Origin of the sequence: Anatilimnocola aquadivae (genome assembly GCF_049819085.1) — a bacterium.
In the GTDB taxonomy this organism is placed as follows: Bacteria; Planctomycetota; Planctomycetia; order Pirellulales; family Pirellulaceae; genus Anatilimnocola.
Genome location: NZ_CP187419.1, coordinates 2,991,702 through 3,009,756, shown reverse-complemented (window position 1 = coordinate 3,009,756; position 18,055 = coordinate 2,991,702). Strand labels below are relative to the sequence as shown.

The following is an 18,055-nucleotide window of genomic DNA, read 5'->3' as shown; positions in this document are numbered from 1 at the left end:
CAAACCCGAGAGTTACGCTATCCTGTGTCCAGCAATAGCCTCGATAGTTGAACACCCCCCTTTTGCGGTTTCGGTAAACGCCCTCGACGTAACTCCAATGACCGAGTCGGCCCTTATCGCCACTTCTTCTCCCGAGCCATGATCTCGTCGAGAGCCAGTAGGCTCAGCTGATCACCTGCCGCAGTTGAAGTGGCTGGAACTGAGGCAGCTTCCGGAGGCGTGCTCCGCAGCGACTGAATCGTGCTGGCTCGCTTCGAGCTGATCTTGCTCGCCGTGACATTGCCGACCGTCGACTTCGGCGAGGTGGTCTTCGCGGTCAACTTGGTTGTGGCCACCTTCTTCGTGGCTGTGGAGGTCGAGTTGCCTGTAATCGAACTGTCAGCAGTCGTGGCAGGGGCTAAAGACTTGGTCACTGCGGAAGCCGCTGCCGCAGTTTCATCAATGGCTTCGCCCGCAGACATCGAGTTGTTGCTCGACTGCGTATTACTCGACTCTGCGACAAACTCGCCCCCAGATTCTTCAGTCGACTGCGTGCTGGCCGTACTCGCGGTCGTCGGATTGGCCGAAACGACGGACGGAATCGAGCTATTGGCAATCTGATCGGCGAGCGTCTGATTCCCGGCCATTTCCGCCGCCCGAGCATTGAGCACTCGCAGTGTTTGCGCGGTCGCTGGCGTCGAAGCCAGGAACAGCCGCTTCGAAATGAACGCCGGCAGCAGACCGATCTCGCCGAAGTTATTGCCGGTCGCCACTTCCGCCGTGTCGAGTTGGATATCGGCAATCTTATCGTTCGTGAGCGTGCCACCGGCAGTCCCCACCACATCCGTGCCATCGAACATCGACGCCGGTTGCGACTCTGTCAGCGAATATTTGCCTCCCATCAGGTTCGTAAACGAGTACGAACCATCGGCAGCCGTCATCGCGGTCAGCGTTACCGAGGCCCCGCCTGTCGTGGTGCCCGCGAGCGAAATGACCACTCCGGGAATGCCCACTTCGCCCGCATCGCGCACGCCGTTCCGATTCGAGTCCACATACGCAAAGCCCGATAAGCTGCCGGCCTTGGTATCCGACTGAATTGTCCCCGTGCCCACCTTCGTGGCCGTTGGAGTGGTCACACTGCGCGTAATGCCCGAGGGGAATGTCGGATCGCCGAGCGTGACGGTAAAAGTCTCGTTCGCTTCATCGACCGAGTCCGCAGCAACCTTAAAGGTCAACGCTTGCGTCGGCGTCGTCTGTCCCGCGAGGAACGTCAGCGTACCTGTCTTCGTAAGGTTCGAAAAATCGGCATCGCTGGTGGTCACATTCGCAAACGAGTAAGTGACCGTGATATCGACATCCGCAGGCTGCGAAAGCGTGACGGGCAACGTGAGATCGCCGGTGCCGCTACCTGGCTCCAGCAAACTCATATTGCCGATGCTGATGGTCGCCGTATCGTCGTTGGTGATCGTGCCCGTGCCGATTTTGTCGGTGGCTGAGAGCGTAACACCGGCCGTTTCCGGAGTACCCAGCGTGACGGTGAAGGTTTCGTCGGCTTCGACGATGTTGTTGCCCAGCACGGAGAACGACGGAATCTTGATCGACGTCTGACCGGCGGGAATCGTGATCTTGCCGCTCTTGCTCAGGCTCGTAGCAAAGTCAGCATCGGTCGATGTGACATTCGCGAACGACCACGGAATGACCACATCGACGGGCGAAGCCTTATCGAGCGTCACGGTAAACTCAAAGGCCGTGTTGCCAGAATTTCCTTCTGCTTGCGTCACGGTCTTGGTGATGCTGGCCACGGCCGAGTCATCGTTGAGCAAAGTGCCCGTGCCGATCTTGTCGGTGCTCGAAAGCGCCACGCCCGCAGTTTCGGGAGTGCCCAGCGTCACCGTAAATGTCTCATCCGCTTCGATTGTCGTGTCGCCATTGGCGAGGAATGACGGAATCTTCACCGAGGTCTGCCCAGCAGGGATGGTGATCTTGCCGCTCTTCGTGAGCGTGCCCGAGAAATCGCTGTCGGCAGTTGTCACATTGGCAAATGTCCAAGGAATGACTACATCGACGGCCGAAACCTGGTCAATCGTCACCGTAAACTCGAAGGCGGTGGTGCCCGTGTTCCCTTCGTTGATCTTCAATTCCTTGGTGATGCTCGCGGTGATCTGATCATCGTTTTGGATGGTGCCGGTGCCGGCGTTATCGGTCGACGACAATACCGCGCCGCTTGTTTCGGGCGTGCTCAGGGTGACGGTGAAGGTCTCGTCCGCTTCGACCGTCGTATCGCCGATCACCTTAAACGACGGAATCTTCACCGAGGTTTGCCCGGCGGGAATCGTAACCTTGCCACTCTTCGTCAGACTCGTGAAATCGGCATCGGTGGTCGTCACGTTTGTGAAGTCCCAAGGGACGACGACATCAACCTCGGCAGCCTTGTCGAGCGAGACTGTGAAGTCGAAATCCTTGGTGCCGCTGTTTCCTTCTGTCTGCGAATTGGTCTTCGTGACGCTGACCGTAACCTGATCATCGTTGGTGATCGTAGCCGTGCCGGTCTTGTCGACCGACAAACCCACGCCGGCCGTTTCGGGAGTTCCCAACGTGACGGTAAACGTATCGTCACCTTCCAGTGTCGTATCGCCGTTGACGGCGAACGAAATCTTCGCGGTCGTCGAACCAGCGAGGATCGTCACCTTGCCAGTTTTCGTCAAGCCACTCGCAAAGTCGGCGTCGGTGGTGGTGACGTTGTTGAACGTCCAGGGAATGACCACGTCGGCCGATGCGTTTTGATCGAGCGTGACCGTGAACTCGAGATTGGTCGTTCCCGTGTTCCCTTCGGCGGCAGTGACCGTCTGGGTGATACTGGCCGTCAGACCATCATCGTTCTGGATGATGCCGGTGGCAGTCTTGTCGGTGCTGGAGAGCACCACACCCGTCGCTTCGGGAGTTCCCAGCGTGACACTGAAGGTCTCGTCGTTTTCGACGGACGTATCGCCATTCACGGCAAAGGCGGGAATCTTGGCGCTGGTTTGTCCCGCGGGAATCGTGATCTTGCCGGTCTTGTTCAGACCAGCGGCAAAGTCATCATCGGTCGAATCGACGTGAGCAAAAGTCCACGGAATAACCACGTCAACTTCGGAAGCCTGATCTAGGGAGACGGTGAACTCGTAGTCCTTCGTGCCGCTGTTGCCTTCAAGTTGCGACAGCGTCTTGGTGATGCTGGCGACAATGGTGTCGGCCACGTCATCGTTCTCGACGGTCCCTTCGCCAACTTGGTTCGTCACGCTAAGCGTCACACCAGCCGTCTCGGGAGTGCCCAGCGAAACGAGGAACTTCTCTTCAGCCTCGACCGTGGTATCACCAACGATCTTGAACGTGGGCGAAATCTTGACCGACGTTTGCCCAGCGGGAATGGTGACCTTGCCCGTCTTGGTCAGCGTGCCATCGAAGTCGGCGTCGTTCGTGCTGGTGTGAGTAAAGGACCACGGCACAACCACATCGATGCCCGCTGCGTTATCGAGCGAGACCAAAAAGTCGAAATCGGTCGTACCGCTGTTCCCTTCGTTCAGCTTCACTTGCGAAGTGATGCTGACGGTAGCATCGTCGTCGTTGGTGACGGTTCCGGTTCCAGTCTTGTCGGTAGCCGACAGCGACACTTCGGTCTGCTCGGGAGTGCCCAATTCGACAGTGAACGTCTCGGTTTCTTCCAGGTTGAAGTCGCCATTCACTTTGAACGACGGAATCTTGATCGATGTTTCACCGGCAGGAATCGTGACCTTGCCGCTCTTGGTCAAGCTGCCATCAAAGTCGGCATCGTTGGTCGTAACATGGCTGAACGACCAAGGAATGACGACGTCAAAATCCGCAGCCTGATCGAGCGAAACCGTGAAGTCGTAGTCCTTCGTTCCGGTGCTCCCTTCGTTCTGCGTGCTCGTCTTGGTGATGCTCGCTACCGCGACATCGTCGTTGGTAATTGTGCCGATTCCTTCGATATCGCCCGCATTCGCGCCGGTGATATCGGAGAGGAGCACCTTCAGCGTTTCGTTCTTCTCGACAAGCTTATCGCCCGACACCTTGACGGTGATGGTCTGCGAAAGGGTATCGGCCGGGATGGTCAGGGTTTGATTGGCAACCGCGGTGTAGTCGCTCGCGGAGAGAGCCGTGCCGTCTTGAGTAGACCACTTCAAGTCGACCGGGTTGGGGGACTTCGCCGATAGCGAGACCGTAAACGTCAGCAGCGTTTCGCCGCTTTCCCCTTCACTGACCGAAACGTCGTTCACGCTTACGCTGGGCGTCGGATCGTCATCGTCGAGAATCGTTCCCGTTGCCGCCGTACCTGCCGCGACGCTGCGCCCATCGGCCTGCACGTTACTCAACGCCAGCGAGAAGGTTTCGTCGGTTTCGACTGCCGTATCGCCAACGATGGGCACGTTGATGGTTTGCTTGAGCGCTCCACCAGCAGTGAAGGTGAGCGTTCCCTTCGTTTCGGTGTAGTCACTATTGGCCAGTGTGGCAGTGCCATCGGCGGTCGCGTAGTCCACCTTCACGTCGACTTCGACGGGATTGCTGAGGGTAACCTCGAACGCCATGTTCGCGCTGCCCGAGTTTCCTTCCGCTTGCGAGACCGGCGTCAAGGTGATCGTGGCACTGTCATCGTTCGTGATGGTGGCGCTAGCCGTGGCCGTTTGAATCGTCACACTCCGCGAGCCAGCGTCGAGCGCATCCAGCAGCACGCTGAACTGCTCATCGAGCTCGACGATGTTGTCGCCCAGCACACTGACCGGGATCTTAAACGTCCCGGCATTGCCCGCGAGAAACGTGTGGTTGCCCGTTACAGAAACATAGTCATTCGCCGCAGTCTTCGCAGTGCCATCTTGCGTTTGGTAGTTGAACTTGACGTCGATATCGACAGGAGCCGAGAGGGTAACCGTGAACTCGGCATCAGCACTCGCCAAGGCACCTTCGTTGGTGGCAGCCGGCGCGGTGATGATCAGCGTCGCCGAGTCATCGTTTTCGATCGTGCCCGTGCCGGTCTTATCCGACGAGAGTGCCACTCCGGCTGTTTCGGGCGCACCAAGCGTAACGGTGAAAGTCTCGTTGAGTTCGACGGTCAGATCGCCACTGAGCAAGAAAGACGGAATCTTGACCGACGTTTGCCCTGCAGGAATCGTTACTTTTCCCGACTTGGTCAGGCCCGCATCAAAATCGGCATCCGTCGTCGTGCCATGGTCGAAGGCCCATGGAATCACAACATCGACGGCCGACGAACCATCGAGCGACACCGTGAACTCATAAGCGGTCGACGAACCGGTGTTTCCTTCTGCCTGCGAGAGTGTTTTCGTGATGCTCGCGGTCAGGTTGTCGTCGTTGGTGATCGTGCCCAGGCCGGTTCCATCGGCAATGGTCGCATTCACCGGTGCCGAGAGCTTGACCTCGAAGGTTTCGTTGGGCTCGGGAGTCGTATCGGCGTTTACCTTGACCGTAACCGTCTTGGTAAGTTCACCCGGCGCGAAGGTGATCACAGCCCCGGTGATGGCTTCGTAGTCGGTGCCTGAGCTGGCCGTGAGGGCGGAAGTATCGACCTGAACGTCAATGCTTTCGGTCGACTCTGCCGAAAGAGTGACCGTGAAGTTGTAGAGCGTGAAAGTGCCGTTGCTGCCTTCGGCCAGCGTGACGTCGTCAATCGAGAGCGTGGGAAGCGCTTCGGAGGCGACCGTAATTTCCTGCGCTTCGATATTCGCGTTTTCGAACGTCGAGCCATCGGCGAACGTCACCCCACTGTCGCCGATGGTGATAGTCAGCAGACTGTTGGCGACGCTGCTATCGGCGCGGAACTTTAGCAGGGCAAATCGTTCGGAAGTGGCAATGCCGATCGTCGAGCCGTCGGACGGCGGATTGCTCGAACCGTACAGTTCATCAATGGTGCCCGCATCGTTATCCAGCGTGCCGGTACGGAAGAGCGGAAGTGCCGAAGTAATGATCATGCTGCCCGAGGCATCGGGATCGAACGGGGCATCGTCGCTCTCTTCGAAGGCGGTCGGGTCGAAATCGATATCGAGCGCCAGGCCGACGATCCCGGACGGAGTCGTCGAGCTATCCTTCGCGGCAATCTCGACGAAGAACTCTTGGCCCGGCGTGACGGTGTCGGTGGTGATCAGCGCGCCGGGAGTGCCACCGTTGTTTTCGTACAGATTGACGACCAAGTCGATGGTCGCCATCAAACTGCGGTCTTCCAGCGACTCCAGCCAGAGATTTCGCCGCTGCAGTTTGATTCGGCGAGCGCGTTCCGCGGCGCTCAACTCGGCTGCGATGCTACCCGCCCGACGGCGACGATTCTGCTGATCCGCAAACTTCACGAGAGACCTCAAATTCAGTTTACTAGTCGATCCAGGCTACCCCTGCCGCTGGCACTTCTCTGCCAAGCCAAGATTCCATCCTAGTTGCCATCCCGGTTTTTGGGACACAGGCAGCAAAACTCGCCTGACCTGAACACTGGCCGGCAATCGGAAGTCGTTGACTAGCAGCAGGTTAACCTTCTTCGAACAGCCCCGTATCTTGCTCCAGAAAGCACGTTTGCGTGCTTCCTGCGAAGCACTTGGACGCCAGCTTGGGCCGGCAAGTTCCCCGGATTGGTCACTTCGTTATCACTTCATCAAGACGTTCAAACTCCTGAACACTCCCAAGGCACCCACCAAACACTCGCACAACTTGTTCGCTTCTCCTCCGGCGGACGCATAAACTGACAGCTTCGCGCATCGTATTGGCGGAGGTAGCCGAGATGAATTGCCGGTTCGTATCGAGAGTGACGATCCTTGCTTGGGGACAACTGCTGGCCTGCTGCGCGCTTGCACAGGCCGCCCCGCTCGATCAGCAGGTGACGACTTTTTTCTCGCAGCATTGCAATCGCTGCCACGGCGACAAGAAGGCTGAAGGAGAGTTGCGGCTCGATCAGTTGGGAACCGACCTCGCCGACGACCAGACCTTTGAGCGCTGGCAGGGAATAGTCACTCGCCTACGGGCCGGCGACATGCCTCCCGAAAAAGAACCTCGCCCGCCTGCTGCCGACGTGACGACCGTGATCCGTCGCATGGCCGCCCATCTCGATTCCGCAACGCTCGCCCGTCGTGCCGAGGGGCGCGTAGTTCTCCGGCGTTTGAATCGCACCGAGTACGAAAACACCGTCCGCGATCTGTTCGCCGTCGATGTCGCGGTGAAGGAACTGCTGCCCGAAGATACGATCGCCTTTGGCTTCGACAATGTCGGCTCGGCGCTCAACGTCTCACCGGTTCTCATTGAGCAATACCTCGAAGCGGCCGACGCGGTCTTCACTGCTGCCGTTGCCCCGCTGACCAAAGCCCCGCCAGCCACCGAACCACACTTACTAAAAGACAGCATTCCCTCGTACTTCAAAGGGTGCCATTTCGACGGCGAAGACACCTACCTCTTTCGCTCCGAAGGAAATCCCACGCAGATCTCGAAGTTTCGGCCCAAGGAACCGGGGCTGTATCGGGTAAAGATCACAGCCCGCGCGCACCAATCGGAAACACCACTCGCGCTGGCCCTGCTCGCCGGCAATTTCAACACCGCCGCCGGCTCTGCCCGACGGGTAGGCTTTTACGACGTCCATGCGGGCACCAATCAGGTTATTGAGATCGTCGTTCGGCTCGCGCCGCGGGAAACGATCAAGGTCGAGCCAGTTTCGCTGCCAAGGACGTACGTCAAAGAGTTTGCAGACTATCCGGGTCCGTCGATTGCCGTCAGTTCGGTTGAGTTCGAAGGTCCGCTGCCGGAAACCTGGCCGACGGAGAGCTACCAGCGCGTCCTTGGCGATGCGGATCCCAAAAAGGGAACGATCGAAGACGCCACGAAGACGCTGAGTCGCATTCTGCCGCGCGCTTTTCGCCGCCCGACAGCCGCCGCAGATCTGCAGCCCTATCTGTCGCTGGTAAAGAGTTCGCTCGACGCGGGCAAGCCGTACGACGAATCGCTGCGGCTGGGGATCAAAGCGATTCTCTGCTCGCCCCGATTCCTCTATCTGCAAGAACCGGCCGGCAAACTCGATGACTTCGCGCTCGCCTCGCGGCTCTCCTATTTCCTGTGGAGCAGCCTGCCTGACGACGAATTGTTCCGTCTCGCCGCCAAGGGTGAATTGCACAAGCCCGAGATCCTGCGGGCTCAGACCGAACGTCTGCTCGCTGATCCCAAGGGCCAGCGGTTTGTGGACAACTTCACCGGCCAATGGCTGAGCCTGCGCGAGATCGACTCGACGACTCCCGACACCCAGCTTTATCCCGAATACGACGAACTGCTGAAGTGGTCGATGGTTCGCGAGACGCAACTGTTCTTCGATGAATTGTTGAAGCGCGACCTGCCTGTTCTCAATTTCATTGATTCCGATTTCGCGATCCTCAATGGCCGCCTCGCTCGGCACTACAACATCGCTGACATCCACGGCACCGAACTGCGCCGCGTTCCCATCTCGCCCGCTACTCACCGCGGCGGCGTCCTCACGCACGCCAGCATTTTGAAGGTCACCGCGAACGGAACCACCACTTCGCCGGTGCTGCGCGGCGTCTGGGTCCTCGATCGCATCATGGGCCAAGCGGCCAAACCACCACCGGCCAGCGTACCGGCGATCGAGCCCGATATTCGCGGCGCCGTCACCATTCGCGATCAACTTTCGAAGCATCGCGATATCGATAGCTGCCGCGCCTGTCATGCCGAGATCGATCCGCCTGGCTTTGCCCTTGAGAGCTACGATGTCATCGGTGGGTACCGCGAAAAGTATCGCGCACTCGGTACGAAAGAGAAAGTGAAAGTCCCTGAAACCAGCTACTCGAAGTTTCTCGCTCGCCCCGGCTATGGCTGGGGGCCGCAGGTCGAAGCCGGCGACGTCCTCAAGGATGGTCGCAAGTTTGCTGACCTCGCCGAGTTCAAACAATTGCTGCTCACCGATCCCGATCAGGTCGCGCGGGCCGTGAGCCAGAAACTAATGGTCTATGCCACCGGCGCAGGCTTAGAATACGGCGATCAGCCAGAAATCGAAAAGATTGTTGCTCAAGTCAAGCAGCAAAAGTATGGTCTTCGCTCGCTGGTGCATGCGGCCGTGCAAAGCGAATTGTTCCGCAACAAATAACATTGTTCAAAAAACGCCTCTCCCACGGACGAACCGAACCCATGCTCGAATCTCGCTACTCTCGCCGCTTGTTTCTGCGTGCTGCTGGTGTTGCCTTGGCCCTGCCGGTCTTCGAGCAGACCATCCACCGCCGCGCGACCAACGCCGCTGAGGGAAAGCCCAATGTTCCCGCGCCGCAGCGATTGCTTTGCATTAACACCACGCTTGGCCTGCACACCGAAAACCTGTTTCCCAAGCAAACCGGTAAAGACTACGAACCTTCGCCTTATCTGGACGTGATCAAAGATTTTCGCAACGACTACACCGTCTTTTCAGGACTCTCGCATCCGGACGTCGACGGTGGTCACTCGGCAGAAGCTTCGTACCTCACCGCCGCTCCGCATCCTCGTTCCGACAGCTTCAAAAACACGATCTCGCTCGATCAGTTCGCGGTCGAACGCCTGGCCCCCGATACCCGCTTCTCGTCGCTGGTCCTTTCATCTTCCTCGAGTCGTGGCTTATCGCACACGCGCAACGGCGTTGCCATTCCCGCGCAAGAGCGGCCGTCCGCCATCTTTAAAAAGATGTTCGTCGAGGGTTCGCCTGCGGAAATTCGTTCACAAGTCGACCGCCTCTCGCAAGGCGAAAGCGTAATCGACACAGTGCTCGCAGAAGCCCAGACCCTCGAAAAAAATCTCGGCAAGAACGACCGCGAAAAACTGGCCGAGTACTTTGCCGCCGTGCGTGATGTCGAACAACGCCTGCAAAAAGCTCAGGCCTGGGCGAAGCAGCCCAAGCCCGTGGTCGATGCCAAGGTGCCCGTCGATGTAACCGACAGCAAAGAAGTCGCCGCGCGCGTCCGCCTGATGGTTGACCTGATGTGTCTCGCCTTCAAAACCGACTCGACGCGCTTCATTACGTTTGCCTTTTCCGGCATGAATGCGGTGCCGAAGATCGACGGCGTATCACAGGACTGGCACAACCTCTCGCACCACGGCCAGGATCCCGCCAAACTGGCCGAACTCAAGATTATCGAAATCGAGCAGATGAAGCTCTTCGGCGAGTTACTTGCCAAGCTCAAGGCGACTCACGAAGCGGGCGGTAACCTGCTCGATCACACCACGATTCTCTTCGGCAGCAACCTGGGCAACGCCAGCAGCCATAGCAACAGCAACATGCCCATCGTGGTCGCGGGCGGCGGTTTCAAACATGGCCAGCACCTGGCCTTCGACCCCAAAAAGAACCCGCCTTTGTGCAACCTCTACGTGCAGATGCTCCAGCGCCTCGGCCTCGAAATCGATTCCTTCGGCTCCAGCAACGGCACCATGCCCGGGTTTGAATTGGCGTAGTGCTTCACCACGTAGCCCGACGCGTCAGCGAGGGAGCTGTTCAAATTGACTTTCACTACAGCACAATTGGTCAATTCTTGGCTTCCAATTCCTGAGCAAGGACGACCGAGAGCTACTCGATGCGCAATGATGCTCCAATAGCCTACTTCCTGACTTGGTCAACTTACGGCACCTGGTTACCAGGCGATGAGCGAGGGTGGGTTGAATATCGGCAAGGATTTCAGGCTCCCGATCCAGTTTGGGAACTTGAGTGCGCGGCAAGAATGACGGACGACAGCGTGCGACTTACGTCCGCGCAACGCGAGCAAGTTCAATTTCAAGTCGCTGAGACATGCTCCTACAAGCAATGGCATCTCCATGCGATCAATTGCCGCTCCAACCATCTGCATGTAGTGCTCTCTGCGCCGCAACCGCCGAAGACGATTCGTGAGCAGCTCAAGGCTTGGTGCACTCGTCGATTGAAGCAATTTGCAAGGAACCACCATTCAACTGCGAACGATCTTCGCAGCAATTGGTGGACAGAGCGAGGTAGTATTCGTTGGATCCATGATGAGGCATCCTTGGAGGCGGCAATCTTGTACGTGCGAGATGCGCAGGATGATCCACGCCGATTTCAATGACTTGAGTGGCTGGCAATGGCAACGATCCAAAACCATGCCACAAAGTTCTTTGCAGGCAGGGCCTGTCCCCTCGCTGACGCGTCGGGCTACATGGGAATTTTCATCGCCCCGAATGCTAACTGCATCGCGTCGCGCATCATCGATGAATCGTTGGAGTAGACGACGAAGCGCGCCCCTTGGCGAATGGTACGTTGTTGCTGTTCGACCTTGCCGAACCAACTGCCGGCGGCGATGTGCTGGCGATCGGCGATTTCGATGATTCGTTTCATCATGGCGATCAGGTCAGGGTGATCGTACTCGTTGGGAATGCCCATGCTGGTGGTCAGGTCGTTCGGACCGACGAACACGGCATTCACGCCGGGGATCGAGCAAATTGCTTCCAGGTTATCGACTGCTTCCACCGACTCAATCATCGGAATGAAGAGCGTGTCGGCACAGCGTTCTTCGAAGCAGTATTTTTTCGTTCTCTCGCTGGGCCATTTGTTTTCCTTCAGCACGCGATCGAGTGCCGCTCCCTTGAGCGGACGATAGACGGCTGCCGCGGCGAGACGTTTAGCGTGCTCAATGTCTTCGACATACGGCACCACGACACCATCGAAGCTATCGCAGACTTTCGAAACATCGTCTGGGTCGCGGCTATGCGTGCGCGCCAGGCAGACGATGCCTTTCGCGGCCAGCGCATATCGCAACGGTAGAAAGTCGGCGATGTCGAGCGCGTTGTGTTCGGCGGTGACAATCACAAAATCCAGCGCGCCGGGTGGAATGAAGTCGACGATCGCCGGATTCATCGCATGCTGGATCATGGTGCCATAGACGGTCTCGCCGCGCATCAGTTTGTCTTTGAGCGTCTTCGCGTTCATGGTTTCTTTCGAGGGGAGCGGGAGTTCTGCTTGATTGATCGAAGGGAAAGCGTATTCTGGGGGAGCCCTCCCGCCCCTACCAGCACCTACCTCGAGCAAATTGCCCCTTCATGGCTGAACCCAAGCCTGCCCTATCCGATCAGCGACCCACGGGCATTCGCTGGTTGATCCTCATTCTGGCGTGCGGAGCTTCGTTCCTCTTGTACTTGCATCGGTACACCTGGAACTTCATCAAGCCCGAGATCCAGAAGCAGTTCGGCATCAACGAAACGCAGATGGGCTTTCTCTTTTCGCTCTTCTATTACACCTATGCGGGCGGGCAGGTTCCCAGTGGAGTGATCATCGATCGCTGGGGGCCTCGTACATTTCTGTCGCTCAGCATTTTGCTCTGGTCGCTGGCCATCGCGTCGCTCGTGGGCGTATCGTGGTTTCTGTCCAGCGGATCGTCCTCGGTCACGAACTTGACGCTGGTAATGGCCCTAATTGGCGTCGCCCGACTTTTGTTCGGCGCCGCCCAAGCAGGTTGCTATCCGGCGCTCACCAAGGCTAGCAAGGTCTGGTTCTCACCCGTCGGGCGCACCGCCTTGCAAGGGCTGATTGCTTCGACCGCAGGACGAAGTGGCGGGGCACTCTCGTCGATCATCTTTGGCACCGTGATGATGGGCTGGCTAGGAATGACGTGGCAAAGTGGCCTGCTGTGGCTTAGCGCCTGCGGGTTGCTCTACGGCGTGCTGTTTTGGATTCTGTTTGCCGATTCGCCCGCTCAAGACTTGCGCGTGAACGATGCCGAGCGTGAGATCATTCGCGGTCCAGAGGAATTGAAGCCGGTCGCGACTGCCTCTCAACCGGCTATGCTTCCCTGGGGCAATGCGGTTCGCAGTGTCAGCTTGCGCTGGTTCACGGTGCAACAATTTTGCGATGCGGGGTCCGATATCGCATTCGTCTCACTGATCGGCAGTTTCTTTTTGCAGGCGCACAATCTGCAACTTTCCGGCTCGGGCTGGCGGACAAGTTTGCCACTCATCGGCGGCGCGCTGGGCGGGCTGATGGGAGGTTGGCTCAATGAGTTTTTCATTCACGTGACTGGCAACCGGCGTTGGAGTCGCTCGGGCGTGGGCTTCAGCGGCAAAGTAATTGGCTGCGTCATGCTGCTGCTGGTCGTGCGGCAAGACTCGGCAACCGCCGCCGGTTTCATGCTGATGTTTGCCAAGTTCTTTGGCGATTGGAGCCAGCCCACGGTGTGGGGCACTTGCACCGATATGGGTGGCCGCTACAGCGCCACCGTCTTCAGCATCATCAACACCTCGGGCACGATCGGCGGCATCGTCATGCCCCTCGTCTTTGGCAAACTGCTCGATCTGTTCACGCGCGAAGTCCTGGTTGCGGAACAACTCACAAGGGTCACCAGTTGGGATCCACTCTTCTACCTACTCGCCGGCATGTACCTCGCCAGCGGTCTTTGCTGGCTGATGGTCGATTGCACAAAGTCGCTGGAACGCGTTGCTGCTCTACCTGAGCCGGCAGCGTAGATGCCCAGAGAGTTTAAGGTTTCAAGTTTAGGTTTCAGGTTGGGGAAGTGAGCACTCTTGTCCTTCCAACCTTGAACCTTAAACCTTGAACTCTAAGCGCGCAATCGTTGCACCTGATCGTAATCCAATTCAATGCCCAGCCCGGGGCCAGCGTGAAGCGTAGTGAAAGGCCCTTCGATCTGGAGCGGATTCTTGGCCAGGGATGCTTCGTGATAGAAAGGGCCGAGGCAATCGCCGGGATAGAGTTCGACCTGCATGTTGGGCGTGGCGACGATGAAGTGCAACATCGCGGCGGCGCCGATATCCCATTCGAGATTCGAACCGATCGTGCAGGGAATCTGATGTTCGCCGGCCAGTTGCGCAATGCGCCGTGCTTTGCGAATGCCTCCCTGCTTGCCCGGATACACGCTAATGGCGTCGCAGCAGCCTTGCTCGATCAATTCACGGGCTTCGACTTCGTCAAAGCAGCTTTCGTCGGCCAAAATCTTCTGGCCGGTGATGGCCCGCAGGCGTTTCAGCCCTGAAAAGTTCTTGCGCGGCAGGGGTTGCTCGACGAGCGTCAGGTTGCAATCGGCCAGCTGGCGCAGACAGTCGAGAGCCTGGGCTTCGTTCCAACCGCCGTTGGCGTCGATGGTCAGTTTCACATCGGGCCCGATCGCTTCCCGCACAGTGCGCACGCGGATCACATCCGCCGCCGGGTCGGTTCCTACTTTCACCTTGAGCGTATCGAAGCCGGCTGCCACGAGCGCGAGTGCCCGCTCACGAATGATCTCGGGCGTGTAAGCACCGAGTGAAAAGCGATTCCGAATCGTGAGTGGTCGACACGCACCGCCGAGCAGCTCGTACACAGGCTGGTTCGCCGCTTTACCGGCGATATCCCAGCAGGCCATTTCAAGCGCTGCTTTAGCGAACCAGTTATCGACGGCCACTGCATCGAGGCGCGCATCGATTTCCTCCATGTCGCGCGGGTCGCACCCCAACAGCACCGGTGTGAAGACTTGCTCGATGATGACCTGCGCTCCGCGGGCCGTCTCGCCGCTCCAGCGGGGAGTGACGGTCGCTTCACCTAACCCGATCAGGCCGTCATCGGTATGGACGAGGACGAGGGTGAACTCCGAAACATCGTGCTTACCCAAGGCCGAGATCATCCGCCGTTCGGGCTTCAGGGGAATGCGAACGGGGAAGGCTTCAATCCGAGTGATGTGCATCGGGGGGCTCGAACGATTGCTAATGATTCAAAGGTGACAGATGGCAGTGCCGAGTATAGGTTGACACACACCACGAATCATCAGGAGTAACAATGTCAGCGCCGAAGACATTTCTAGCGGGAGTTGCGCGCCGTGAAATCACGCCCTTTTGGGGCGTGGAACTCACAGGCTGGGGGTATTACATCGAGCGACGTTGGGAACGGATCGCCGATCCGCTCTTCGCCACCGCCCTCGTCGTGAGTGATGGCGAGCAGACAGCGATTTTGATCACGCTCGATTTGATGCTCATCGACGAAGCCTTCACACAGCGAACGCGCGATTTGATCACCGCCGCGACCGGCATTCCCGGCTCAGCGATCATGCTCGCTTGTTCACACAGCCATAACGCACCGGCCGCGGGCGGCCTGCGCGGCGTGGGCGAATGTCATCCCCTGTACGAACAGTTGGCCGGTCAGCAGGCTGCGACCGCGGCCATTCTGGCCTGGAAGTCACTGGCACCCGCGCGGCTCTCACAGGCGGCTGTCGATGTGGCAGGCATCAGCTTTAATCGCACCCGTCCGGCGGGTGTCGTCGATTCCCTGCTCACGCTACTGCGCATCGATAGCGTCACTCATCCGGGGCAGACGATTGCCGTGGTGGCAAATTACGGCGCTCATCCGACGGTTACCACGCAGTGGCGACCCGGGAGTGTGAGTCGCGACGTTCCGGGGCTGATTTGCGATGGTCTCGAAGCGGCCTATCCCGGCGCGAAGGCACTCTATGTGCAAGGTGCCTGCGGCGATGTCAATTTTTTGCGCGAGTACGTCTCGCCCGAGCGGTTTCGGGAACCAGCCGAGAAGTTGCTGACCGCTGCGGTGTCCGCTCTACAGAATGCCGAGCGGGTGGAAACGCCGATTGTCGGTGCCGCGCAAGCGTATGCAGAACTCCCCACGCGCCGCTGGACGCGTCAAGAAATCGAAGCCGACCGCAGCGAAGCTGCTCGCCGCCTGGCGGACGACGACATCAGCGGTTGGCGTGAGAGCATCGGTCGTTCGATGACGAACAACCCCGACGACATGGTGCTGCGTCATGGAGGGGACGAGCGGAAGGCCGTGCGGGCCATGTGTCGCTTTCACCTGGAATGGACCGACCTGATGCTGCAAGATTTTGAAACGCGCGAGGAAGTGTTGCGAACTGAAGTTCAGGCACTCCGGATTGGCGACTTATATCTGGTGGCCAATAGCAGCGAGTTCTTCAGTCCCTTCGCCCTCGCGATTCGTGCGCGGGCCGACGTCCCTGGGCTAATGTTCGCCTGCTATGCCAACGGTCGCGTGGGCTATTTGCCCGATGCCCACGACATTGCCGCCAAGAGTTACGCCGGCTATCAATCTCCCAAGTACTGTAACCAGTTTCCTTTCACCCCCGAATCGGGGCCTGCCATGGTGGAGGCGATGCTCGGGGTGATTCGCTGTGTGAAAAACTAATGACGTGCCAAACACATCTGAAATATTTATTTACCATCTGTGACCAGACTAGTCACGCGCCAAGCGTCTGATAGGGTTGGCGATTGTTTGCGCGCTCGTCGAGCACGAAGCGGTTAAGTACAACTCAGGTTCGTGTGTTGCTCGGGCAAAAAAAGGAGCCTGAGAACCACCCGAAAGATGGTTCTCAAATGGTTATCAGCATTTCGTCAGAATATTCGCTTTATTTTTCGCAAGTTGAATGCTGGCTGGCGGTTCGGAAAATTGGTTATCGCGAAAAAAGTGCTCAAATAGTTATCAAATCTGGTTATCAAACTCGCGGTGAAGTTTGCGATTCGTCGCCACGAGGAACAGGGGGTTTTTGGACAAAAGGAGTGACAGATGCTAAGTGATGTCGCGACCGACAACGACAATGTGCTGGCCGCGCGGAACCGGGGCGACCCAGGCCTGGGCGAGGACTACACCGTCGACACCTGCCTTGGCCGGCCAAGGTTCCTGGTCGATGTGATCGAAGTCGTGCAGCAGACCGACCGTTTGCCCCTGCTTGACGGCAGTACCGCAATCGATGAGCGGTTCGTAGTGGCCGGCAAAGGGCGCAACGGTGAAGCAAGAGCGATCGACCATTTCCAATTTTCGCTGGGTCCCGGCCGCGTGATGGGCGATGGGTTCGATGGTGCCGCGCAGTTGTCCGTTGTGAATCGCGGCTGCGAGCACGCCGTGGCGACCGTAGCGCACTCCTTCGTTATTCACCGCTCGGCCCCAGCCAAGCTCGGTGCCGACGGTGATCTTGCCGAGACTCTCGGCCTCGCTGGGGAGCAGCCCGGGCGTCAGGTTTTGATAAACCATCAGCGCCGGAGTGCCGAACCAACGGGCGGTTTCTTCGATCTTGCGAGCCAGGACCGGGTCGTCGACCGGGTGATAGTTGGCACAAATGGCAAAGCGGGCGACATCGCCCCCCGAATGCAGATCGAGCACGACATGCACACGCGGCCACAGATACTCGCGTACAAACGCGGCGATTCGGTGCGTGATGCCGCCCAGCGATGGAGTCACTCCCGCGCCCGGCACAAACGCGCGATTCAAGTTGACCCGATCGTCTTGCGAACTTTCGCGTGTGCCGGCGAGGAACGCGCCGGGGTTCAAGACTGGAATGAGAATGATCCGGCCCAAGACATCGGCCAGTTTGATCTCGCGAATCAAATGCTTGAGGACGACGGGCCCTTCGTATTCGTTGCCATGATTCGAACCGGTGGCCAGCAGACCTTCGCCAGGTTTGGCATCCGGGCCGACGAAAACCGTCAGGGGCATCAGATGATCGCCCCAGATGCTGTCGTGCTCGAGGGCGACCCAGTAATCGCGACGGCCGGGAGAATCGAGATCGAGACGATTCGGGCGCACAATCTGGCGGTCAGTCATGGCAGGCCTTTCGGTACTTGGAACGAAATTCTCAAGTCCAACGAGCCACAACTATGGGACATGGGCGGGGCAATTCCAAGAGGTGGAACGAGCGCCCCGCGTGCATTGCCAACTACGTGCGAAGACTACTCTTCGACCGCTTCCTTCACTTTCGCCACAAAGTGCTGGTTCTTGCCACCAGCCGAGAGTTCAGCAGCCTTGGCTTCGGCCTGCTTCTTTTGGGTGAAGTCGTACTTGGCGATGCGCTTCGAAGCCTGGTTGAACACGCCCCAGAAGAGCTTCAACCGAGCGGGCTCAGTGCTCTTGGCACGGCTCTTGCGCTTGGTTGCGGCTTTCTTCTTTTTGGTAGGTTTGCCTTCGCCGTCTTCACCTTCCACCAATTCGACTTCCACATCGTCGGCCCCGGCTCCACGAGCCTCGGCGGCGTCAGACTGGTTACGCAACTCACGGCGATTGATAACTTTACGTGCCATGGACCAAATGCCCTAAGGGACTGTTGAGAGGAAGGATGGGAAGTGCCGTAAT

At 58.4% G+C, this 18,055-nt stretch carries 9 protein-coding genes; 4 read left to right on the top strand and 5 right to left on the bottom strand.

Annotated elements, in window-relative coordinates:
• Nucleotides 1-113: 113 nt before the first annotated feature.
• Complete coding sequence (locus NA78x_RS12270) at nt 114-6,329, bottom strand: Calx-beta domain-containing protein (RefSeq protein WP_425618742.1); 6,216 nt, start codon at nt 6,327-6,329, stop codon at nt 114-116.
• 422 nt (nt 6,330-6,751) lie between these two features.
• Here NA78x_RS12270 and NA78x_RS12265 point away from each other — a divergent pair, with 422 nt between their 5' ends.
• Together NA78x_RS12265 and NA78x_RS12260 are read left to right on the top strand one after the other, a co-directional pair.
• Complete coding sequence (locus NA78x_RS12265; protein ID WP_425618741.1) at nt 6,752-9,109, top strand: DUF1592 domain-containing protein; 2,358 nt, start codon at nt 6,752-6,754, stop codon at nt 9,107-9,109.
• A 41-nt stretch (nt 9,110-9,150) separates the two neighbouring features.
• Nucleotides 9,151-10,437: a DUF1552 domain-containing protein gene (locus tag NA78x_RS12260; RefSeq protein ID WP_425618740.1), complete on the top strand. Its 1,287-nt coding sequence runs from the start codon at nt 9,151-9,153 to the stop codon at nt 10,435-10,437.
• Between the two features lie 706 nt (nt 10,438-11,143).
• On the opposite strand, the gene NA78x_RS12255 is transcribed toward NA78x_RS12260, so the two are convergent.
• On the bottom strand, nt 11,144-11,917 hold the full coding sequence (locus NA78x_RS12255) for an HpcH/HpaI aldolase family protein (RefSeq protein ID WP_425618739.1): 774 nt from the start codon (nt 11,915-11,917) through the stop codon (nt 11,144-11,146).
• A 110-nt stretch (nt 11,918-12,027) separates the two neighbouring features.
• Between NA78x_RS12255 and NA78x_RS12250 the strand changes: the two genes are divergently transcribed.
• Nucleotides 12,028-13,446, top strand: coding sequence for an MFS transporter (locus NA78x_RS12250; protein WP_425618738.1), 1,419 nt, complete (start codon nt 12,028-12,030; stop codon nt 13,444-13,446).
• Between the two features lie 92 nt (nt 13,447-13,538).
• Here NA78x_RS12250 and NA78x_RS12245 read toward each other — a convergent pair whose 3' ends face one another.
• On the bottom strand, nt 13,539-14,654 hold the full coding sequence (locus tag NA78x_RS12245; protein WP_425618737.1) for a mandelate racemase/muconate lactonizing enzyme family protein: 1,116 nt from the start codon (nt 14,652-14,654) through the stop codon (nt 13,539-13,541).
• A 92-nt stretch (nt 14,655-14,746) separates the two neighbouring features.
• On the opposite strand from NA78x_RS12245, the gene NA78x_RS12240 reads away from it, so the two are divergent.
• Entirely contained in the window at nt 14,747-16,117 is a 1,371-nt protein-coding gene (locus NA78x_RS12240; RefSeq protein ID WP_425618736.1) for a hypothetical protein, read from the top strand.
• Nucleotides 16,118-16,498: 381 nt separating this feature from the next.
• Here NA78x_RS12240 and NA78x_RS12235 read toward each other — a convergent pair whose 3' ends face one another.
• A complete protein-coding gene (locus NA78x_RS12235; RefSeq protein WP_425618735.1) occupies nt 16,499-17,530 on the bottom strand; it encodes a hypothetical protein in 1,032 nt (343 codons plus the stop codon).
• Between the two features lie 125 nt (nt 17,531-17,655).
• Complete coding sequence (locus tag NA78x_RS12230; protein WP_425618734.1) at nt 17,656-18,003, bottom strand: hypothetical protein; 348 nt, start codon at nt 18,001-18,003, stop codon at nt 17,656-17,658.
• Nucleotides 18,004-18,055 lie beyond the last annotated feature (52 nt).

What these genes read in the sequence shown, in the direction of transcription:
- NA78x_RS12260 (WP_425618740.1), top strand. Translation starts at nt 9,151, where the DNA reads ATGCTCGAATCTCGCTACTCTCGCCGCTTGTTTCTGCGTGCTGCTGGT.
- NA78x_RS12265 (WP_425618741.1), top strand. Translation starts at nt 6,752, where the DNA reads ATGAATTGCCGGTTCGTATCGAGAGTGACGATCCTTGCTTGGGGACAA.
- NA78x_RS12255 (WP_425618739.1), bottom strand. Translation starts at nt 11,917, where the DNA reads ATGAACGCGAAGACGCTCAAAGACAAACTGATGCGCGGCGAGACCGTC.
- NA78x_RS12230 (WP_425618734.1), bottom strand. Translation starts at nt 18,003, where the DNA reads ATGGCACGTAAAGTTATCAATCGCCGTGAGTTGCGTAACCAGTCTGAC.
- NA78x_RS12240 (WP_425618736.1), top strand. Translation starts at nt 14,747, where the DNA reads ATGTCAGCGCCGAAGACATTTCTAGCGGGAGTTGCGCGCCGTGAAATC.
- NA78x_RS12245 (WP_425618737.1), bottom strand. Translation starts at nt 14,654, where the DNA reads ATGCACATCACTCGGATTGAAGCCTTCCCCGTTCGCATTCCCCTGAAG.
- NA78x_RS12250 (WP_425618738.1), top strand. Translation starts at nt 12,028, where the DNA reads ATGGCTGAACCCAAGCCTGCCCTATCCGATCAGCGACCCACGGGCATT.
- NA78x_RS12235 (WP_425618735.1), bottom strand. Translation starts at nt 17,530, where the DNA reads ATGACTGACCGCCAGATTGTGCGCCCGAATCGTCTCGATCTCGATTCT.